At 71.9% G+C, this 16,545-nt stretch carries 15 protein-coding genes and 3 pseudogenes; 13 read left to right on the top strand and 5 right to left on the bottom strand.

The features are described from left to right. Positions 1–2: 2 nt before the first annotated feature. Positions 3–938, top strand: a complete 936-nt coding sequence (locus ABT381_RS18100) for a DUF6086 family protein (RefSeq protein WP_351594806.1) — start codon at positions 3–5, stop codon at positions 936–938. 225 nt (positions 939–1,163) lie between these two features. Here ABT381_RS18100 and ABT381_RS18095 read toward each other — a convergent pair. Next, positions 1,164–1,509: pseudogene (locus ABT381_RS18095) on the bottom strand (dihydrodipicolinate synthase family protein); the annotation flags it as partial. A gap of 128 nt (positions 1,510–1,637) precedes the next feature. Between ABT381_RS18095 and ABT381_RS18090 the strand changes: the two are divergent. Beyond that, positions 1,638–2,822 carry a saccharopine dehydrogenase family protein gene (locus tag ABT381_RS18090; protein ID WP_351594803.1) on the top strand — a complete coding sequence of 395 codons (1,185 nt, stop codon included), beginning with the start codon at positions 1,638–1,640 and terminating at the stop codon, positions 2,820–2,822. A gap of 105 nt (positions 2,823–2,927) precedes the next feature. On the opposite strand, the gene ABT381_RS18085 is transcribed toward ABT381_RS18090, so the two are convergent. Both ABT381_RS18085 and ABT381_RS18080 read right to left on the bottom strand, forming a co-directional pair. Continuing rightward, complete coding sequence (locus ABT381_RS18085; protein ID WP_351594801.1) at positions 2,928–3,632, bottom strand: endonuclease V; 705 nt, start codon at positions 3,630–3,632, stop codon at positions 2,928–2,930. A 45-nt stretch (positions 3,633–3,677) separates the two neighbouring features. Continuing rightward, positions 3,678–4,241: a GNAT family N-acetyltransferase gene (locus ABT381_RS18080; protein ID WP_351594799.1), complete on the bottom strand. Its 564-nt coding sequence runs from the start codon at positions 4,239–4,241 to the stop codon at positions 3,678–3,680. Between the two features lie 255 nt (positions 4,242–4,496). On the opposite strand from ABT381_RS18080, the gene ABT381_RS18075 reads away from it, so the two are divergent. The 4 genes and pseudogenes from ABT381_RS18075 (at position 4,497) to ABT381_RS18060 (ending at position 9,206) form a co-directional block, all read left to right on the top strand. After that, positions 4,497–6,905, top strand: a complete 2,409-nt coding sequence (locus tag ABT381_RS18075; RefSeq protein WP_351594796.1) for a molybdopterin oxidoreductase family protein — start codon at positions 4,497–4,499, stop codon at positions 6,903–6,905. Between the two features lie 5 nt (positions 6,906–6,910). After that, a complete protein-coding gene (locus tag ABT381_RS18070) occupies positions 6,911–7,411 on the top strand; it encodes a hypothetical protein (protein WP_351594794.1) in 501 nt (166 codons plus the stop codon). A gap of 314 nt (positions 7,412–7,725) precedes the next feature. Further along, positions 7,726–8,412: pseudogene (locus ABT381_RS18065) on the top strand (response regulator); the annotation flags it as partial. Between the two features lie 182 nt (positions 8,413–8,594). Next, positions 8,595–9,206 carry a flavodoxin domain-containing protein gene (locus ABT381_RS18060; RefSeq protein ID WP_351594791.1) on the top strand — a complete coding sequence of 204 codons (612 nt, stop codon included), beginning with the start codon at positions 8,595–8,597 and terminating at the stop codon, positions 9,204–9,206. Positions 9,207–9,317: 111 nt separating this feature from the next. Here the strand turns inward: ABT381_RS18060 and ABT381_RS18055 are convergent, their stop codons facing one another. Continuing rightward, complete coding sequence (locus ABT381_RS18055; RefSeq protein ID WP_169749893.1) at positions 9,318–9,473, bottom strand: hypothetical protein; 156 nt, start codon at positions 9,471–9,473, stop codon at positions 9,318–9,320. A gap of 234 nt (positions 9,474–9,707) precedes the next feature. Here ABT381_RS18055 and ABT381_RS18050 point away from each other — a divergent pair, with 234 nt between their 5' ends. The 4 genes from ABT381_RS18050 to ABT381_RS18035 all read left to right on the top strand — a co-directional run bounded on the left by ABT381_RS18050 (position 9,708) and on the right by ABT381_RS18035 (position 13,234). Beyond that, on the top strand, positions 9,708–10,007 hold the full coding sequence (locus tag ABT381_RS18050) for a YciI family protein (protein ID WP_351594787.1): 300 nt from the start codon (positions 9,708–9,710) through the stop codon (positions 10,005–10,007). 361 nt (positions 10,008–10,368) lie between these two features. After that, positions 10,369–11,277 (top strand): SIS domain-containing protein, encoded by a 909-nt coding sequence (locus ABT381_RS18045; RefSeq protein WP_351594784.1) that lies wholly within the window; start codon positions 10,369–10,371, stop codon positions 11,275–11,277. A gap of 137 nt (positions 11,278–11,414) precedes the next feature. Further along, positions 11,415–12,296: a class II fructose-bisphosphate aldolase gene (locus ABT381_RS18040; RefSeq protein WP_351594781.1), complete on the top strand. Its 882-nt coding sequence runs from the start codon at positions 11,415–11,417 to the stop codon at positions 12,294–12,296. 113 nt (positions 12,297–12,409) lie between these two features. Further along, positions 12,410–13,234 carry a DeoR/GlpR family DNA-binding transcription regulator gene (locus tag ABT381_RS18035; RefSeq protein WP_351594779.1) on the top strand — a complete coding sequence of 275 codons (825 nt, stop codon included), beginning with the start codon at positions 12,410–12,412 and terminating at the stop codon, positions 13,232–13,234. Between the two features lie 233 nt (positions 13,235–13,467). On the opposite strand, the gene ABT381_RS18030 is transcribed toward ABT381_RS18035, so the two are convergent. Then, positions 13,468–14,256 carry an SDR family oxidoreductase gene (locus ABT381_RS18030; RefSeq protein ID WP_351594777.1) on the bottom strand — a complete coding sequence of 263 codons (789 nt, stop codon included), beginning with the start codon at positions 14,254–14,256 and terminating at the stop codon, positions 13,468–13,470. A gap of 309 nt (positions 14,257–14,565) precedes the next feature. On the opposite strand from ABT381_RS18030, the gene ABT381_RS18025 reads away from it, so the two are divergent. The 3 genes and pseudogenes from ABT381_RS18025 to ABT381_RS18015 all read left to right on the top strand — a co-directional run. After that, positions 14,566–15,168 carry a TetR/AcrR family transcriptional regulator gene (locus ABT381_RS18025; protein WP_351594775.1) on the top strand — a complete coding sequence of 201 codons (603 nt, stop codon included), beginning with the start codon at positions 14,566–14,568 and terminating at the stop codon, positions 15,166–15,168. Positions 15,169–15,444: 276 nt separating this feature from the next. Then, the gene (locus tag ABT381_RS18020; protein ID WP_351594773.1) at positions 15,445–15,765 is read left to right on the top strand and encodes a hypothetical protein; all 321 of its coding nucleotides are present in this window, start codon (positions 15,445–15,447) and stop codon (positions 15,763–15,765) included. Positions 15,766–15,973: 208 nt separating this feature from the next. Further along, positions 15,974–16,545, top strand: a pseudogene (locus ABT381_RS18015) (FUSC family protein); the annotation flags it as partial.

Raw genomic sequence — 16,545 nt, 5'->3', positions numbered from 1 at the left:
TCATGGATTTCTGGATTCAAACGGGCTCGCCGGAGGCACGCGACGTCCCCGGTGTCGTGGACAACATGCCCGAAGCCATCGCGGAGATGTACCCGGTCGACACCGAGCGCATGATCCTTTCGTGGAACGGCGTGCCGGTGTCGCTGGTGTACTGCGAGGACGTGCAGGTCATGGTGGACGACATCGCCATGATGCTGGCGAGGCTGGCGGAGGGGACGGACACGCCGGTTCACGTGCACTGGGGACCGTCCGGGTTCCAGGTGGAGTGGCGGATCACACGGGACGACGCCGACTTGGTCATCGACTCCCGCTGGGACAGCGTCGACTACGGCCCCGCCGACCTGCTGAACGAGCGCGCCCGACTGGTGGTGCCCGAGGCGCATTTCCGCAGTGAGTGGCTGAAGGTATTGCAGCTCCTCGTCGACGACGTCACCGCGCGGTCCGTCGCCATGGAGGACCGGCTCATTCTCGACCAGGTCCGCGCGGTGCTCGCCGCCGGAACACTCCCCGTCGCTTCCGCGGAACAGATCCAGAAGGGCGCTCGTACTCCGCAGGCTGCCGGGAATACGGTGCAATTCCGTGCCCTCGCCGAGGACGACGAGGAATCCGGCGCGGTGCTGTGGACAGCGGATTCCGACGTCGCCCGCCTTTTCACCGGGCAGGCTGCGCTCGTCTCGCAGTTGCTCAGTGTCCCGTCCGGCATCGGTGCCGACTCCGAGATCTATGTGGACATCCTGCGCGAGTTCTGCCAGGAGGGACTGCGCCGTTACGGGCGCACCGACCAGGGCGTGGAGCGAGCGCTGACCGTCGGATTCCTGGCAACCGCGCTGGAATTGCTACGGCGCGCCGGCCACGATGTCCCCGCGACGGAATTGCCCGAACAGCGCGTCGCCTGGACCGCCTTGCGCGACCAGCACGCCTCGCAGATGCCTCGCTGACGGCCTCAGGGCCGGCCGAGAGTCCCGAGGGGATGCGGTAGCCGGCGTCCGCCCCGGCCTCGGTCACCGGGAGCGGGCGGCGGCGATGCGGGGCAACAGCCGCATGCCGGCGGCGGTGCCGGAGACAGCGCGTGCCAGGTGGCGGTGCCGGAGACAGTGCGTGCCAGGTGGCGGGCGCCCGGGCGGGGGTTCAGACACAGGCTCTGATCCCTCGGTGGGCTGCCGTCAGAGCAACGAGGCGTCCTCCAGCAGTCGGCGGACGGCCTGCACGGCGGCCGGGCCGAGAGGGAGCTGCGGCGCGGCGGTGGCCGGGCAGTCGATGACGCCGAGCAGGTGCAGCGCCGCCTTGAACGCGCCGAGCGCGGAGGAGCTGCGCCCCATGGCGGACTCGTCGCCGACATCGGTGGTGGCGAAAAGGGCCGCCAGCCGGTCCTGTTCCGCCGCGTCCCCCGGCCACCGCCCGGCCCTGGCGGTCGTACAGCCGGACGTAGCCCTCCGGATCGACGTTGGCGAGCCCGGGGACGACACCGTGTGCACCGGCCAGCAGCGCGCCGTCCACGGCCGGCTCCGACCGGTGTTGGCGCGCCACGACGCACATGGGGCCGTGCCGCGACGCGCACGGGGTCGTGTTGACGCCGCGTATAGCTGTTCCCTAGCGTGCGAGCCTTGCCGGCGCGATCACAACGAAGGGGCCACACCATGGGACGACAGGACGACGCGGGGCGGGCGTACGACGTCGTCCTCTTCGGCGCGACCGGCTTCGCGGGCCGGCTCACCGCCGCCTACCTGGCCGCGCACGCGCCCGAGAGCTGCCGCTGGGCGCTGGCCGGGCGCAACCGGGCGAAGCTGGAGCGGCTCCGCGACGAGCTGGCGGCCCGTCACCCGGCCTGCGCCGACCTGCCGCTGCTGCACGCCGACTCCGCCGACCCCGATTCGCTGCGTTCCGTGGCCACGGCTACGCGAGTGCTGGCCACGACCGTCGGCCCCTACCTGACGTACGGCGAACCGCTCGTGGCGGCCTGCGCCGCGGCGGGCACGGACTATGTGGACCTCACCGGTGAGGCGGAGTTCGTCGACCGGATGTATCTGCGCCACGATGCGACGGCGCGGGCCTCGGGCGCGCGCCTGGTGCACGCCTGCGGCTTCGACTCGGTCCCGCACGACCTCGGCGCGCAGTACACGGTGGGGCTGTTGCCCGAAGGCGTACCGCTGCGGCTGGCCGGCTTCGTCCGCAGCAACGCCACCTTCTCGGGCGGCACGCTGGCCTCCGCGCTGACCGCGGTGTCCCGGCCGCTGGGCATGGTGCGCGCCGCCCGCGAGCGGCAGCGCGCCGAGCCGCGCCCGGTGGGCCGTACGGTACGCGCGGTGCTCGGGGCGCCGACCCGGGAGCAGGGCGTCTGGGGCGTACCGCTGCCGACCCTCGATCCGCAGGTGATCGCCCGCTCGGCGGCCGCCCTGGAGCGGTACGGGCCGGACTTCCACTACCGGCACTACGCCGGCGTCAAGTCGCTTCCGGTGGCGGTCGGCGGCGTACTGGGCGCGGGTGCGGCGTGCGGCCTGGCCCAGCTCCCGCCCGCGCGCCGGTGGTTGTCGGCACGGCTCGCGCCGGGCGAGGGACCGGACGAGGCGCGCCGGGCGAGCAGCTGGTTCGCGGTCCGCTTCGTGGGCGAGGGCGGCGGCCGGCGGGTCGTGACCGAGGTGGCGGGCGGCGATCCCGGGTACGACGAGACGGCGAAGATGCTCGCCGAGTCGGCCCTGAGCCTGGCGTACGACGAGCTCCCGGACACCGCGGGCCAGGTGACGACCGCGGTGGCGATGGGCGACGCGCTCAGGGAACGGCTGACGCGGGCGGGGCTGCGCTTCCGGGTGGTCGGCACGGACTGAGGCGCGGCGGGCGGGGCGGCGGGGCCGACGGGGCGCCGCACGGGATGCGGCATCTCCGGAGTGCAGCGCCTGGGGAGTGCAGCGCCTACGGAGTGCGGCGCCCGCTCACGCCTCCGCGAGCGTCCTCCGGCACAGCTCGTCGGCGGCCCGGGTGGTCTCCGGCTGCCGGTACTTCACCGCCAGCCGCAGCGTGTGGGCGCACGCGCGGTCCAGCCCGACGCGGTGCCCCACGGACACGAAGACCGGCTTCACACCCGGCTGCGTCCGCAGCGCGCGGCCGACCTCCTCGCCGCCGTCCAGCAGCGCCGAGGTGGCGCCGCGCTCCCGCCCCGGCGCCTCGTACGTGAAGGTGAACGGGTTCTTCCCGACGCCGATCACCGGCAGCCCTGTGAGCACCCCGAGGTGGCAGGCGAGCCCGAAGCGGCGCGGGTGGGCAAGCCCGTACCCGTCGCAGACCACGAGGTCGGGGACGCGCTCGAGCTGGTCGAGCGCGTCGAGCACGGTCGGGATCTCCCGGAAGGCGAGCAGCCCGGAGACGTACGGGAAGGACACCGGGCCGACCGCCGTCGCCTCGTCGACGACGCGCAGCGTACGGGCGTCCAGCGCGACGGCCGCCGCTGCGACCACGCCCCGCTCGTCGTCGTACGCCACGTCCACCCCTGCCACCGTGCCGTCGAAGTCCGGCTCGGGGCCAGGCTCATCGAGTACTACATGGCGGCGCAGCCGGTCCTGGGCGGCGCGGGCGGCGGCCTCGTCGGTGGGCCAGTGGCGCAGTTCGTCGTCGCGGGAGACCGTTCCGGAGTTCATCATGATCCCGCCACGCTACCGGGTCCGGCGAGGAGTGGAGACCAGTGATCACAGCTCGCCGCTCGGGTGCAGCCGGGCGAACTCCTCGGCGAGGATCCCCATGATGACGACATCGTGGTGCCGGCCGGCGCAGAACGCGTGCTCCCGCAACCGGCCCTCCTCGATGAAGCCGAGCCGACGATGGAGCGCCAGCGACGCCTCGTTGAAGCCGTATATCCGCGCTTCGCACTTGTGGTACCGCCGCTCGCCGAACATGAAGCGCAGCAGCAGTACGGCGGCTTCCGAGGCGTAGCCCTTGCCCTGGTGGCCGGCGCCGGTGGCGATGCCGTACTCGAACCGGCCCGTACGGGGGTCGGCGTGGGTGGTGGCGACGGTACCGACCAGTTCCCCGGTGTCGAGCGCCTCGACGGCCAGCTTGAAGCGGTCGCCCTCGGGCTCGGCCCCGGCCCGCTCCTTCGCCCAGGCGCGGTACCCCTCGGCGGAACGGGGCGGACGGATCATGTCTCCCGACCGCTGGTGCGCGGAGTGTTCGTCGAAGCCCATGAATATCCGCCAGTCGTCGGGCTCGATACCGCGCAGCCGCACCCGCTCGCCCGTCCAGAACGATGTCATCCCACCATTCGATCAACCCGGGCATCCGGCGTCCAGGGAGCTGCCCGACGGCCCGCTCCCCGGCCCTCGCGGGCCCCGTTGTGGAGAGGCGGCGTCCAGGTGGTGTGCCGTCCCCGAAGCGTGTCGTGTGCCCTCGCCCCCCGTAGCGGGCGCGAGGCTGGCCCCGAGTGCCGGCAGGTGCGAACCGCCGCCGGGCGGGAACCCGCGTCCCGTACAGGACCGGTGCAGTCGGCGCAGGGCAGGAGGGCACGCGCGATGCCGGAGCAGAACCACAGGAACGGGAACCGGACGCCACTGGACCGTGCGGCGGGTACGAGTAACCGCACTGCCCGGAGCCGCGTCGACGACGTATGGGGCGCCAGGACCCCGTACGCCCCCGGAACCCCCTGGCCGGAGCGCGTCGACCAGTACCTCACCGTCGACGAGCCGCAGGTCGACCACTGGACGCCCGCCACCTGCGTGTTCTGCTCCAACGGCTGCGGCCTCGACCTCGCCGTCGCGGACGGCCGGGTGGTCGGCGTCCGCGGCCGGGCCGGCGACCGCGTCAACCGCGGACGACTGGGCCCGAAGGGCCTGTTCGCCTGGCAGGCCAACAACTCCCCCGACCGGCTCACCACTCCCCTCGTACGCAGCGGCGGCCGGCTGCGCCCCGCCGACTGGAACACCGCGTTGGACACCGTCGTGGAACGGTCCAAGGACGTACTGGAACGGTACGGACCCGGCGCGCTGGCCTTCTATACCAGCGGCCAGCTGTTCGCCGAGGAGTACTACGCCCAGGCGCTGATCGCCCGCGGCGGCCTCGGCACGCCGCACCTGGACGGCAACACCCGGCTCTGCACGGCGACGGCCGAATGGGCGCTGGTGGAGAGCTTCGGCAGCGACGGCGACCCGGGCTCGTACGCCGACATCGACCTGTGCGACACGCTCTTCCTGGTCGGCCACAACGTGGCGGAGACCCAGACGGTGCTGTGGACGCGGATGCTGGACCGGCTGCACGGCCCGGACCGCCCGCGCCTGGTGGTCGTCGACCCGCGCACCACACCCACGGCACGCGAGGCCGACGTCCACCTGGCGCTGCGCCCCGGTACGAACGTCGCGCTCCTCAATGCCCTGCTGCACGAGCTGATCCGCACCGACCGGATCGACCACGCCTTCGTACAGGAGCACACCGTCGGCTTCGAGGAGCTGCGCGCGACGGTCGCGGACTGCACACCGGAGTACGCGGCGGAGATCTGCGGCGTGCCCGCCGACGACCTCCGCGAGGCCGCCCGCCTCCTGGGCGCGGGGCAGCGGCTGGTCTCCACCGTGCTGCAGGGCGTGTACCAGTCGCACCAGGCGACGGCCGCCGCCGTCCAGGTCAACAACGTCAACCTGCTGCGCGGCATGATCGGACGGCCGGGCTGCACGGTCTTCCAGATGAACGGCCAGCCGACGGCCGAGAACACCCGCGAGACGGGCGCCAACGGCACTCTCCCGGGCTTCCGCAACTGGCAGAACGACGCCCAGGTACGCGAGCTCGCCGACGCCTGGAACGTCGACGTACTGCAGGTCCCTCACTGGTCACCGCCCACCCACGCCATGGAGATCTTCCGCCACTGCGAGGACGGCTCCGTCAGGTTCCTGTGGATCACCGGCACCAACCCGGCCGTCTCCCTCCCCGAGCTGCACCGCATCCGGTCCGTATACGGCCAGGACCGGCTGTTCATCGTGGTGAGCGACGCGTTCGCGACGGAGACGACGGAACTGGCCGACGTGGTGCTGCCGGCCGCCCTGTGGGGCGAGAAGACCGGCTGCTGCACCAACGCCGACCACACGGTCCACCTCTCGGAGAAGGCCGTCGACCCGCCGGGCGAGGCCCGCCCGGACTTCGACATCCTGCTCGATTACGCGCACCGGATGGACTTCCGCGACAAGGACGGCCGGCCGCTGCTCCCGTGGAAGCGGCCCGAGGACGCCTGGCGGGCCTTCACGGCGGTGACGGCGGGCCGCCCGTGCGACCAGAGCGCGCTCACGTACGAACGGCTGCGCGGCGGCGACGGCATCCAGTGGCCGTGCACCGCCGCCGCCCCCGAAGGCACCGAACGCCTCTACACGGACCACGTCTTCCCCACCCACGCCGACCACTGCGAGGACTACGGCCACGACCTGCTCACCGGCGCGCAGAACGAGGAGGACGAGTACCGCGCCCACGACCCGGCAGGGCGCGCGTTCCTGAAGGCGGCCGCCTACCAGCCCCCGCACGACCCCCTCGACGCCGACTACCCGCTGCGCCTGACGACCGGCCGCACGGTCCACCACTGGCACACCCGCACCCGTACCGCCCGCAGCCCCGAACTGCAGGACGCGGCCCCCGGGATGTGGGTCGAGCTGCACCCGGAGGACGCGGATCCGCTGGGCATCAAGGACGGCGACACGGTCACCGTCAGCTCCCGCCACGGCCGCATCGAGGCCCCCGTACGCCTGTCCGGCCCCCGCCCAGGGGTCGTCTTCGCCCCCTTCCATTACGGGTACTTCGACCGCCCTGTGGACGACGGGCCCGCCGCTCACACCCGCGCGGCCAACGAACTCACCCCGACCCAGTGGGACCCGGTCTCCAAACAGCCGCTCTACAAGGTGACGGCGGTACGGGTGACGAAGGCGACGGCCCCCACCACGGAAGGCTGACCCCCATGAACAAGATCGGCCTGCTCCTCTCCGAACTGCACGATGCGGAGACCGATTTCGCCACCGCCTGCCGCAGGACCGCCGAGCGCCAGGCCGCCGACCACGGCACGTCCTCCCCGTGCCGCACCATCGCCACCCAGTGCGACACGCACGCCGCCCGAGTACGCGCCATCGCCGAGCGCTACGGCAAACGCCTCACCCCGCCCCGCCGCCCGCCCGCGCCCGTCTCCTCGGCCATGGACTCCGTACGCCGCACGTCCTCCGTGGTCCTCGGCCGCCGCCCGGAGTCCGGCCTCCTCCTGCTCCGCGACCTGCGACAGCTCTTCCTCGCGGCACAGGCCGTGAACGTGCACTGGATCTGCCTGGGCCAGGTCGCCCAGGCGGTACGCGACCAGGACCTCCTCACCGAGGTGACGGCCCACCACAAGGAAACCCTCACCCACATCAAATGGATCAAGACCCGCATGAAGGAGGCCAGTCCCCAGGCCCTTACGGTCGCGGACTGACCCCCTCTCGGGAGCGGACACCCTCCTGCTCTCGGTGGCGGACACCCTCCTGGCCTTCTTGCCGAGGGTTCCGAGGGCTCTCCGGTCCCGGATGGGGCCTGTCGGCCCATGGTGGTGCGTGCGCGGGTGTACCAGGCTGGGGGCGTCGTCCCGAAGGGACGCGATGCCCGGACGTCGCCGCCCCCCGACGCCGCCGCTCTTGGGCACGGACCGGGCAGCACCGGACACGAACCAGGCGGGACCGAACACAGGCCAGGCGAGACCGAACACGGACCGGGCAAGGACCGGACACGGACAAGGACGGAGCCGAGACCATGACGGAGCCCGGCGGTGGTGCGCAGACCTCCCCCATCCGCGTCTTTCTGCTGGACGACCACGAAGTGGTCCGCCGCGGCCTGCGCGACCTCCTGGACGCCGAGCCGGACCTGACCGTCGTCGGCGACGCGGCCGACGCCCGCCAGGCGCTCGCCCGCGCCCCCGCACTGCGGCCACACGTCGCGGTGCTCGATGTACGGCTGGGCTCCAGTACCGACAGCGGGGATCACGAAGGCATCGACGTCTGCCGGGAGTTGCGCGGCACGCTCCCCGGCCTTGCCTGCCTGATACTCACCTCTTTCGATGACGACGAGGCGCTGTTCGACGCCATCATGGCCGGCGCCGCGGGGTACGTACTGAAGCAGATCAAGGGATCCGACCTGGTGACGGCCATACGGACGGTGGCGGCCGGCCAGTCGATGCTGGACCCCGGCGCCACGGCCCGCGTCCTGGCCCGCGTCCGCGGCCCAGTGGCGCCCGCCGGCCCGCCGGAACTGGCCCGCCTCTCCCCCCGGGAGCGGCAGATCCTCGACCTGATCGGCGAGGGCCTGACGAACCGCCAGATCGCCGACCGCCTCTTCCTCGCCGAGAAGACCGTCAAGAACCGGATCTCCGCCATCCTGACCAAGCTCAAGGTAGGCCGCCGCATCCAGGCCGCGGTCATCGCGGAACGCGTACGGGACCGGGGATTCGGACGGGACCGGGAACTCGTACGAGATCGGGAACTCGTACGGGACCGGGAACTCGTACGGGAGCGGGGGCCGGGGCGGAACCGGAACCAGGGCCCGGAGCCGGCTCGCGAGCCGGATCGCGAGACGGAGGAGATCCCCCTCAGGAAGCGCCCCGTCCCGGAACCCCAGGAAGCGCCATGGCCAAGTACCGCGTACTGATCGCCTACGCCTACGGCACCAAGGCCGAATTCACCCACGGCATCGCGGAGGAAATAGCCGCCGTGCTGCGCGAGGACGGCTTCGATACTGAACTGCGCCCCGCGGCGGAGGTCGTCAGCGTGGGCCCGTACGACGCCGTCGTCCTCGGCGGCGCGCTCCACGCGCACCGCTGGCACCGCGACGCCCGCCGCTTCGCCCGCCGGCACGCGGCACAGCTGCGCTCCCGCCCGGTGTGGCTGTTCAGCAGCGGCACTTCGAGCGCCTCGGCGAGCGACCCCGACGTGCCGCCGGTCCCCGGCGCGAGCCGCGCGATGAACCGGGCGGGCGCCCGCGGGCACATCACGTTCGGCGGCCGCCCCGGTCGGCCCGGTTGGTCCGGTCGGTCCGGTCGCTACAGCCGCTCCGGCCGCCCGGCCCGCCGCCTCCGCGGCCTGCTCGACCGCTCGACGGCGGACCGGGACGGGGGCCGGGACCGGGACCGGGACCGGGAGCGGCCCGGCGGCGACGAGGCACCGTCTGCCGATCACCGGGACACGACCCGGGTCCGCGACTGGGCCCACCACATCGCCAACGAGGTGAACGGCCCCTGAGAGCCGGCGTTGGAGAGCCCACGCTCTTGTGCGGTGCCGACGTTCTTGCGCGGAGACGGCCTTCTTGTGCGGAGACGGCCTCTTGTGCGGAGCCGGCGTGGCCGCGAGGCCTCAGCCCTGGCCGCCGCCGAAGAGCGCGCCGAGCACATCACCGGCGAACTCCAGCCCCGCCTGCTCCCGCGGGGTCAGCTGGTCCGGTTCGTCGGCGGGCGCCGCGACGGCGGACCCTGTGGCAAGGAGCCCGGCGGCGAAGAGAGCGGTGAGCATGACAGTGAGACGACGCATCATGTGCTGTTCCCAACCGTGAGGAGACAGGTGCGGCCTCCATCCTCGGCCGCCCTCCGATCGCCCGCCACGCGACGCCCCATCCACTGCTGCGAACGGACCACCCGACCGCCCTCCCGCCCCTGCGGTCCCCCGTCACCCGTCATCCCTCACCCGTCATCCGTCGCGCCCTCGCCCGTTCCGCCTGCCCTGCATTCCCTGTCCTATATTCCAGGGATGTTCATACTCGAATTGACCTACACCGCTCCCCTCGACCGCGTAGAGGCCGCGCTCGACCAGCACGTCGCCTGGCTGGACCAGCACTTCGCCGCCGGGCATTTCCTCGCCTCGGGCCGCAAGCAGCCGCGCGACGGCGGCGTCATCATCGCCTCGGTCGACGACCGCGCCACAGCGGAGAAGATCACCCAGGAGGACCCGTTCGTCACGGCCGGCGTGTGCGAATACCGGATCACGGAATTCATCGCGACCAAGACCGTCGCGGACCTGGCGAGCTACCGGCAGCAGCTGCCCAGCTGACGACGACCGGGAGCAGACGGACAAGAACGGACAAGAGCAGACTTCGGGCGAGAGCCCGGCGAAGGGGTGCGCGAGCCGGAACCGGCCCGCGCACCCCTTCGTTTCCTCTGCACGCACTCGCTTCCTCCCAAGTCATCCCAGTCCGTCCCAGTCCATCCCGGGCCCTCCCCCGCGAGCGATCCCCTCCACGGCTCATCCGAACGAGGGATGGCGACCCTCCTCGTTCATGCGTACAGTTGATTGCAACGAAGCCGAAAATTGCATCTTCACTCACTCATTCAGCCACTCATTGAGCGCCAACACGCAAAACACCAACCGGCCGACTGACCGACTAGCCGACTGACGGAGGGGCGGGATCACCATGACCGGCACGTCGTACATGGAGCAGGAGCTGAGCAGCCAACCGCAGACGTGGCGCAAGGCCGCGCGCCTGGGCGGTGAAGCGGGCCCGTTGCCGAAGCACGGCCTGCGCGTCGCCGTCATCGGCTGCGGCACGTCGTGGTTCATGGCGCAGTCGTATGCCGCGCTGCGCGAAGCCGCAGGCGCCGGCGTCACCGACGCTTTCCCCGCCTCCGAGAGCTTCCTGGGCGCGGACCGCGGTTACGACGCGGTGGTGGCCATCACCCGCTCCGGGACCACGACGGAGGTCCTGCGCGTACTGGAGGCCGTCCGGGGCCGGATTCCCACGGTGACCCTGCTCGGCGACCGGGACACCCCGGCGAGGGAGCTCTCCGACGAGACCGTCGCGCTGCCCTTCGCCGACGAACGCTCCGTCGTACAGACCCGGTTCGCCACCACAGCCCTGGCCCTGCTCCGCGCCCACCTCGGCGAAGACCTCTCCGCTGCGATACGCGACGCCGAGGAGGCGCTGACCACTCCCGTCGCGCAGGAGTGGGTCGACGCCGAGCAGTTCTCCTTCCTCGGCACGGGATGGACCGTCGGCCTGGCCAACGAGGCGGCACTCAAAATGCGCGAGGCGTCGCAGAGTTGGACCGAGTCGTATCCGGCCATGGAGTACCGGCACGGCCCGATATCCATCGCCGCCCCGGGCCGCGTCACCTGGCTCTTCGGCGCCGCGCCGGACGGGCTGACGGACGAAGTCACCCGCACCGGCGCCCGGTTCGTGGCGCACGACCGTGACCCGCTCGCAGACCTCGTACTGATCCATCGCGTCGCACTGGCCCGGGCCCGCGCCCGCGGCTTGGACCCCGACAACCCGCGCAGCCTCACCCGCTCGGTCATGCTCGACAACACCCCGCCGACCCCCTGATCCCCTGCCCTTCCTGCCCCCCTGATCCCCCTGTCCTCCCTGTCCTCCCTATTCGCGATCCTTCCTGATTCCTCCTCCGCCCTGACTGTCTTCCTCATGTCTTCCTCATCCGCCCACACGCCAGGGAGGCCGGCTCCATGCCCCTCGTCCCCACGTCAGAGATAGTCCGGGCCGCCGATGAGGCACGGGTCGGCGCGGTGTCGTTCAACGTCATTCACCTGGAGACCGCCGAGGCGCTGGTCGCGGCCGCCGAGCGCACGGGCATCCCGGTCATCCTCCAGATCAGCGAGAACTGCGTCCGGTATCACGGCAGCCTGCTGCCGATCACCCGCGCCACCCTCGCGCTCGCGGAAGCCTCCTCCGCGCGGACGGCGGTGCACTTGGACCACATCACGCAGCCCGAGTTGGTGCACGAGGGAGTCGCGGCCGGGGTGAGTTCGGTGATGGTCGACGCCTCGGCCCTGCCCTACGAGGAGAACGTCGCGACCACCACCGAGCTGACCGCCTGGTGCCACGAGCGGGGGGTGTACGTCGAAGCGGAGCTGGGCGAGGTCGGCGGCAAGGACGGTGTCCACGCGCCGGGCGTGCGCACCGACCCGGAGGAAGCGCTGGCGTACGTCACGGCCACGGGAGTGGACGCGCTGGCCGTGGCGGTCGGGTCGTCGCACGCCATGCGGGAGCGGACGGCCGTACTGGACAAGGAGCTCATCGCCGAACTGCACGAGAAACTGCCGGTTCCCCTGGTGCTGCACGGTTCCTCGGGCGTACCGGACGAAGAGCTGCGCCGGGCGGTGGCCGCCGGCATGACAAAGATCAACATCTCGACCCACCTGGTCTCGGTCTTCACCCGCTCCCTCCGGGACACACTGGCCGACGACCCGGACCTGGTGGACTCGCGGAAGTACGTCAAGCCGGCCCGGGCAGCGGTCGCCGACGAGGCGGCCCGAATACTGAGTGCCCTCGGCGCGACGACGGCCCTCCCGGGCCAGTACTCCCCGGCGGCCTCGGCCCGCGGCTGACGCCGACTCCGACTCCGGAGCCGGTGCCGGAGCCGGTGCCACAGCCCGTGCCGGTGCCGGAGCCGACGCACCAACGCGGCGAACGGCGGACAGGCGGCGGTTAGGGTCTTCGCATGAAGCGCCATGAACGGATGAATGCCCTGCTGGAGCTGCTCGGGGAGCGCGGCAGGGTGGATGTCGACGAGGCGGCGACCGCGCTGGAGGTCTCGGCCGCGACGATGCGCCGCGACATGGACGCGCTGGCCGAGCAGCAGTTGCTCACCCGGACGCGTGGCGGTGCGGTGCTGAGCTCCGTGGCGTACGACCTGCCCATCCGTTACAAGCACGCCCATCGCGCGGCGGAGAAGGAGGCGGTGGCCCGGGCAGCGGCCGAACTGGTCGGGCGCGGCGATGTCGTTGGGCTCAGCGGCGGTACGACCACCACGGAGATCGCCCGGACCCTGGCCACCCGGCCGGAGTTCGCGGAAGCCGGTCCGCACCCCCATCTGACGGTCGTCACGAACTCGCTCAACATCGCCAATGAGCTCGCCGTACGGCCGCAGATCAAGATCGTGCTGACGGGGGGCGTCGCGCAGTCGCGGTCGTTCGAGCTCGTCGGCCCGTTCAGCGAGCTGGTGCTGCGGCAGATTTCCGTGGACATCGCGTTCATCGGCGCGAACGGCATGGACCCGCAGATGGGGGCCACCGTGCACGACGAGGCGGAGGCCCGCGTCAACCGCCTCATGGCCGAGCGGTCCCGGCGGGCCGTCGTCGTCGCGGACTCGTCCAAGATCGGTGCCCGCTGCTTCGCCCGGATCGGCGACGCCGATGTCTTTGACACGTTCATCACCGACGACAGGGCGGAGGAATCCGTGCGAAAGGAGTTCACCGACCGCGGCCTGCGAGTCATCGCCGCGTCGTCCCAGCAACAGGAGACCATCACGACCGCAGAGGGCTGAGGCGGCGGCGTGACGCGGGCCGGCGCGGCCTGAGCGGCATGAGCGGGTCGGCGCGCACTGAGCGGCATGACGCGGGTCGGCGCGGACTGAGCGGTCTGAGCGGCGTGACGAGGTCGGCTCTGCTGCTGCCGCGGCGGCCGGAGCCACGGGTATCGCGTATCGCGTGTCCACCCCACGCGACACCCGTGATCCTCCAGTCGTCGCGGGCCCGACTGCCAGGTCCGGTTCGTGCGTCACGTACGGCGGAGGAGGGCTTCGGCGCCGCCGTCTATGAAGAGGAGTTGGCCGGTCACGTGGGTGTTCTCGGGTGAGGTGAGCCAGGTCAGGAGCGGGGCGACCTGTTCGGGGCGGGCGTGACCGTTGAGCGGCATCGGGACGACGGTGTCGACGACCTGGCGCGTGGCGGGGTCAGCGAGCATGCCTTCGGTCATCGGGGTCAGGACGGTGCCGGGGCCGATGGCGTTCAGGGGGATGCCGGCGCCCGCCCAGTCGTCGGTGACGGCGGTGCGCCGTACCCAGCGGACGATGGCCGCCTTGGACGATCCGTAGAGGAGGTGCCCCTCGCCTCGGTCGATGGCGCTCTGCGCTGCCGCGGTCGTCGCCGCCTCGTCGCCGGCCAGGGCGGCGTCGACGATGGCCGGGTCGCAGGGGTGTACGGCGGCGACGGAGGCGACAACGGCCGCGCGCGGGTCGGTGCCGGCGGCGAGCAGCGGGCGCAGGCGTTCCAGGGTGGCGACCGCGCCGAAGTAGTTGACCTTGAGAGTGTCGGGCGTGAAGTGCGCGAGGCCGGCGCAGGCGATGACGGCGTCGAGCCGGCCGCCGGTGAGTTCCCGGGCGCGGGCGGCCAGTTCGGCGCGGCCCTGTTCCGTGGCGAGATCGGCCGCTATCGCGACGCCGGCTGCCTCGGCGGTCCGGTCGGCGCCGATGACGGTGTGGCCCGCTGCCCGGAGGCGGGCCGCGGTGGCCTCGCCAATGCCTGATGCCGCTCCGGTGACGAGGTAGGTGCGCGAGGCAGGGGGCATGGCCGGTGGCTCCTTCGCTGCCGGCGCCGCCGGCCTCGGGCGAGTGGAGTGACCAACCTAGATTAAATGGCATGTCGTGCCAATAAGGGCGGCAAGGAGAGGAGGGAGAAAGGAGGAGGAAGGAGGGAGGAGAGGGGGAATGCGGCGAGGAGGTGGCGGGGAGGGGGACGTGGGCGCTGCGGGCTTCGCGGGTGGAGTGAGTGTTGTGGGGGCTGTGGCAGAGTGACGAGGTTCCGGGCGGCGATGCCCGAGCGGCGGCGGTGCCGGGGTACGGGACGGCGGGGAGCGGGCGGGAGAGGGGTGACGCGTATGGCAGCGGGGCGGGGGCGGCCGTCGATCGACGAAGGGCGGCGCCAGGCGACGCGGATGGCGATCGCCGAGGCGGCGGCAGAGTTGTTCTCCGAGCGGGGATACGAAGCGACGACGGTCGAGCACATTGCAGGGGCGGCCGGCATCTCGCTGCGTACCTTTTACCGGTACTGCCCGGCGAAGGAGGACGCGCTCACGCCGGTCTTCAGGGCGAGCGTCAGCGGCCTCGTCGACGAGCTGGCGGCGCGGCCTGCCGACGAACCACTGAGCAAGGCCGTCGAGGCGGCGTTCGCCGACTCGGCGTCCCTGCGCCGCCTGGCCGACGCGGACCGGGCGCGGCGGCTGCTCCGGGTGATGGGCTCGGTACCGCCGCTCCGTACGCGCTGGCTGGCAGCCGGGCGGGAGCTGCAGGACCGGCTGGCACCGGTGCTCGCGCCGCGTACCGGCGGCGATCCCCACAGCATGGAGACCCGGCTGCTGGCCGCGGCGCTGATCGATGGGATCACGGTGGCGATGGAGTACTGGGCGCGGGGCGATGGGGCAGAGGACGTCATGACGCTGACCGCTCGGGCGCTGCGGTATCTGCGGATCGACCACCTGTAGACGGTCGACGGGCGGCAGCCAGCGACGATCCGGTTGATCGGCGACGGTCCGGTCGATCGGCGACCGGTTGCGGACCTACGGCGGGCGGCGGCCGGCGGCGGAGAGACCGCCGAACCCGTGGTTCGTAGCACGGCCAGAGCGTTCTCGTGGGTGTGCTCCCGTGTCGGGCGCCCCGCGTGCCCCCCGTACCGCAGCGTGCTCCCTTGTACGGGCAGGGTGCCCCTTGTCCGGCTCGCGGAAAATGCGATAGTCAAGTGACCGATCACGGGGGGACCCATGCGTAGATTTCTGGCTGCAGTCATCGCTGCCGCCGCACTGAGCGGGACTCTGGGCATAGCGTCGGTGGAGCCGGCCGCGGCCGCGTCCCGGCACCATCGGGCACCGCAGTGCGTCAAGGTGGTCAAGTACTTCACGAAGAAGCACAAGCGGTACGTCCGGCTGACGAACCTGTGCGACAAGCGGACAGCCTGTTACACCGTCGTCGTACCAACGCGCCCTGATCCGCGCGGCAGGCTGAAGAAGGGCGCGACGAAGAACGTGCGCTACGGCACGGATCGCGACCCGCGGGCGCTGTACGTCAAGAACCGTCCCTGTTGAGGATGACGCACGGCAAGTGACGGCGGCTGACAGCCACTGGTCGGGGGCGGCTGCGCTTCGGGCTGAGCCGCCTCCGCCGGGGGCTCCCATGACCTGCCTTCACTGCGGGCTAATTCTTCACTAGTAAAACACCTGTTAATATTTGCGTATGGGCAAGCATGCTGGACCGACGCGACTGAGACAAAAGGACACGAAGAGCAGTGGTGGCGTGATCCGGGCGCGGCCGCTGCCGGTCAAGAGCACCGTGCGGCTGCGTCGCCCCGTGGAGACGCGGCACTGGCACAAGCCCGCGTTCAGCGCGGCCGCCGCCATCGCCGTGCCCGACCTGGCGCTGCTCGCCCTGGACCGGATGGACCTGGTCCTCTACACCTCGGCCGGTGCGATGTGCGCGCTCTACGCGCACAACAAGCCGTACGCCGCGCGCGCCCGGACCGTCGCCTGGGTGGTCCTTTCCATGATCGCCAGCCTCGCCGTCGGCCTGGTCAGCTCCGCCTTCATCGGCAACACCATGCTGCTCGTGCTGATCGCCTCGGCGCTGGCGGCGGTGCACAAGATGATGTGCGACGCGACCCGTATCGGACCGCCCGGCAACCTCATCATCACCTTCATCTCCGCCTCCGCCTTCTTCGTGCCGCAGCAGCCGGGCCTGATCCCCTTCCACCTGCTGCTCGCCGTCGCGGGCGGGGCCGTCGCGTGGCTGGTGTGCATGGCGCCCTGGCTCGTACGGCCCGAGGGACCGCAGCGGATCGCCACGGCGCGGGCGCTGGAGGCCGCCGCCGG

Source organism: Streptomyces sp. NPDC000151 (genome assembly GCF_040301705.1).
GTDB lineage: Bacteria > Actinomycetota > Actinomycetes > Streptomycetales > Streptomycetaceae > Streptomyces.
This window is presented reverse-complemented; position numbering and strand designations above follow the sequence as displayed.

Coding starts and splice junctions, on each gene's coding strand:
- ABT381_RS18100 (WP_351594806.1), top strand. CDS start 3: ATGGATTTCTGGATTCAAACGGGCTCGCCGGAGGCACGCGACGTCCCC.
- ABT381_RS18090 (WP_351594803.1), top strand. CDS start 1,638: ATGGGACGACAGGACGACGCGGGGCGGGCGTACGACGTCGTCCTCTTC.
- ABT381_RS18085 (WP_351594801.1), bottom strand. CDS start 3,632: ATGATGAACTCCGGAACGGTCTCCCGCGACGACGAACTGCGCCACTGG.
- ABT381_RS18080 (WP_351594799.1), bottom strand. CDS start 4,241: ATGACATCGTTCTGGACGGGCGAGCGGGTGCGGCTGCGCGGTATCGAG.
- ABT381_RS18075 (WP_351594796.1), top strand. CDS start 4,497: ATGCCGGAGCAGAACCACAGGAACGGGAACCGGACGCCACTGGACCGT.
- ABT381_RS18070 (WP_351594794.1), top strand. CDS start 6,911: ATGAACAAGATCGGCCTGCTCCTCTCCGAACTGCACGATGCGGAGACC.
- ABT381_RS18060 (WP_351594791.1), top strand. CDS start 8,595: ATGGCCAAGTACCGCGTACTGATCGCCTACGCCTACGGCACCAAGGCC.
- ABT381_RS18055 (WP_169749893.1), bottom strand. CDS start 9,473: ATGCTCACCGCTCTCTTCGCCGCCGGGCTCCTTGCCACAGGGTCCGCC.
- ABT381_RS18050 (WP_351594787.1), top strand. CDS start 9,708: ATGTTCATACTCGAATTGACCTACACCGCTCCCCTCGACCGCGTAGAG.
- ABT381_RS18045 (WP_351594784.1), top strand. CDS start 10,369: ATGACCGGCACGTCGTACATGGAGCAGGAGCTGAGCAGCCAACCGCAG.
- ABT381_RS18040 (WP_351594781.1), top strand. CDS start 11,415: ATGCCCCTCGTCCCCACGTCAGAGATAGTCCGGGCCGCCGATGAGGCA.
- ABT381_RS18035 (WP_351594779.1), top strand. CDS start 12,410: ATGAAGCGCCATGAACGGATGAATGCCCTGCTGGAGCTGCTCGGGGAG.
- ABT381_RS18030 (WP_351594777.1), bottom strand. CDS start 14,256: ATGCCCCCTGCCTCGCGCACCTACCTCGTCACCGGAGCGGCATCAGGC.
- ABT381_RS18025 (WP_351594775.1), top strand. CDS start 14,566: ATGGCAGCGGGGCGGGGGCGGCCGTCGATCGACGAAGGGCGGCGCCAG.
- ABT381_RS18020 (WP_351594773.1), top strand. CDS start 15,445: ATGCGTAGATTTCTGGCTGCAGTCATCGCTGCCGCCGCACTGAGCGGG.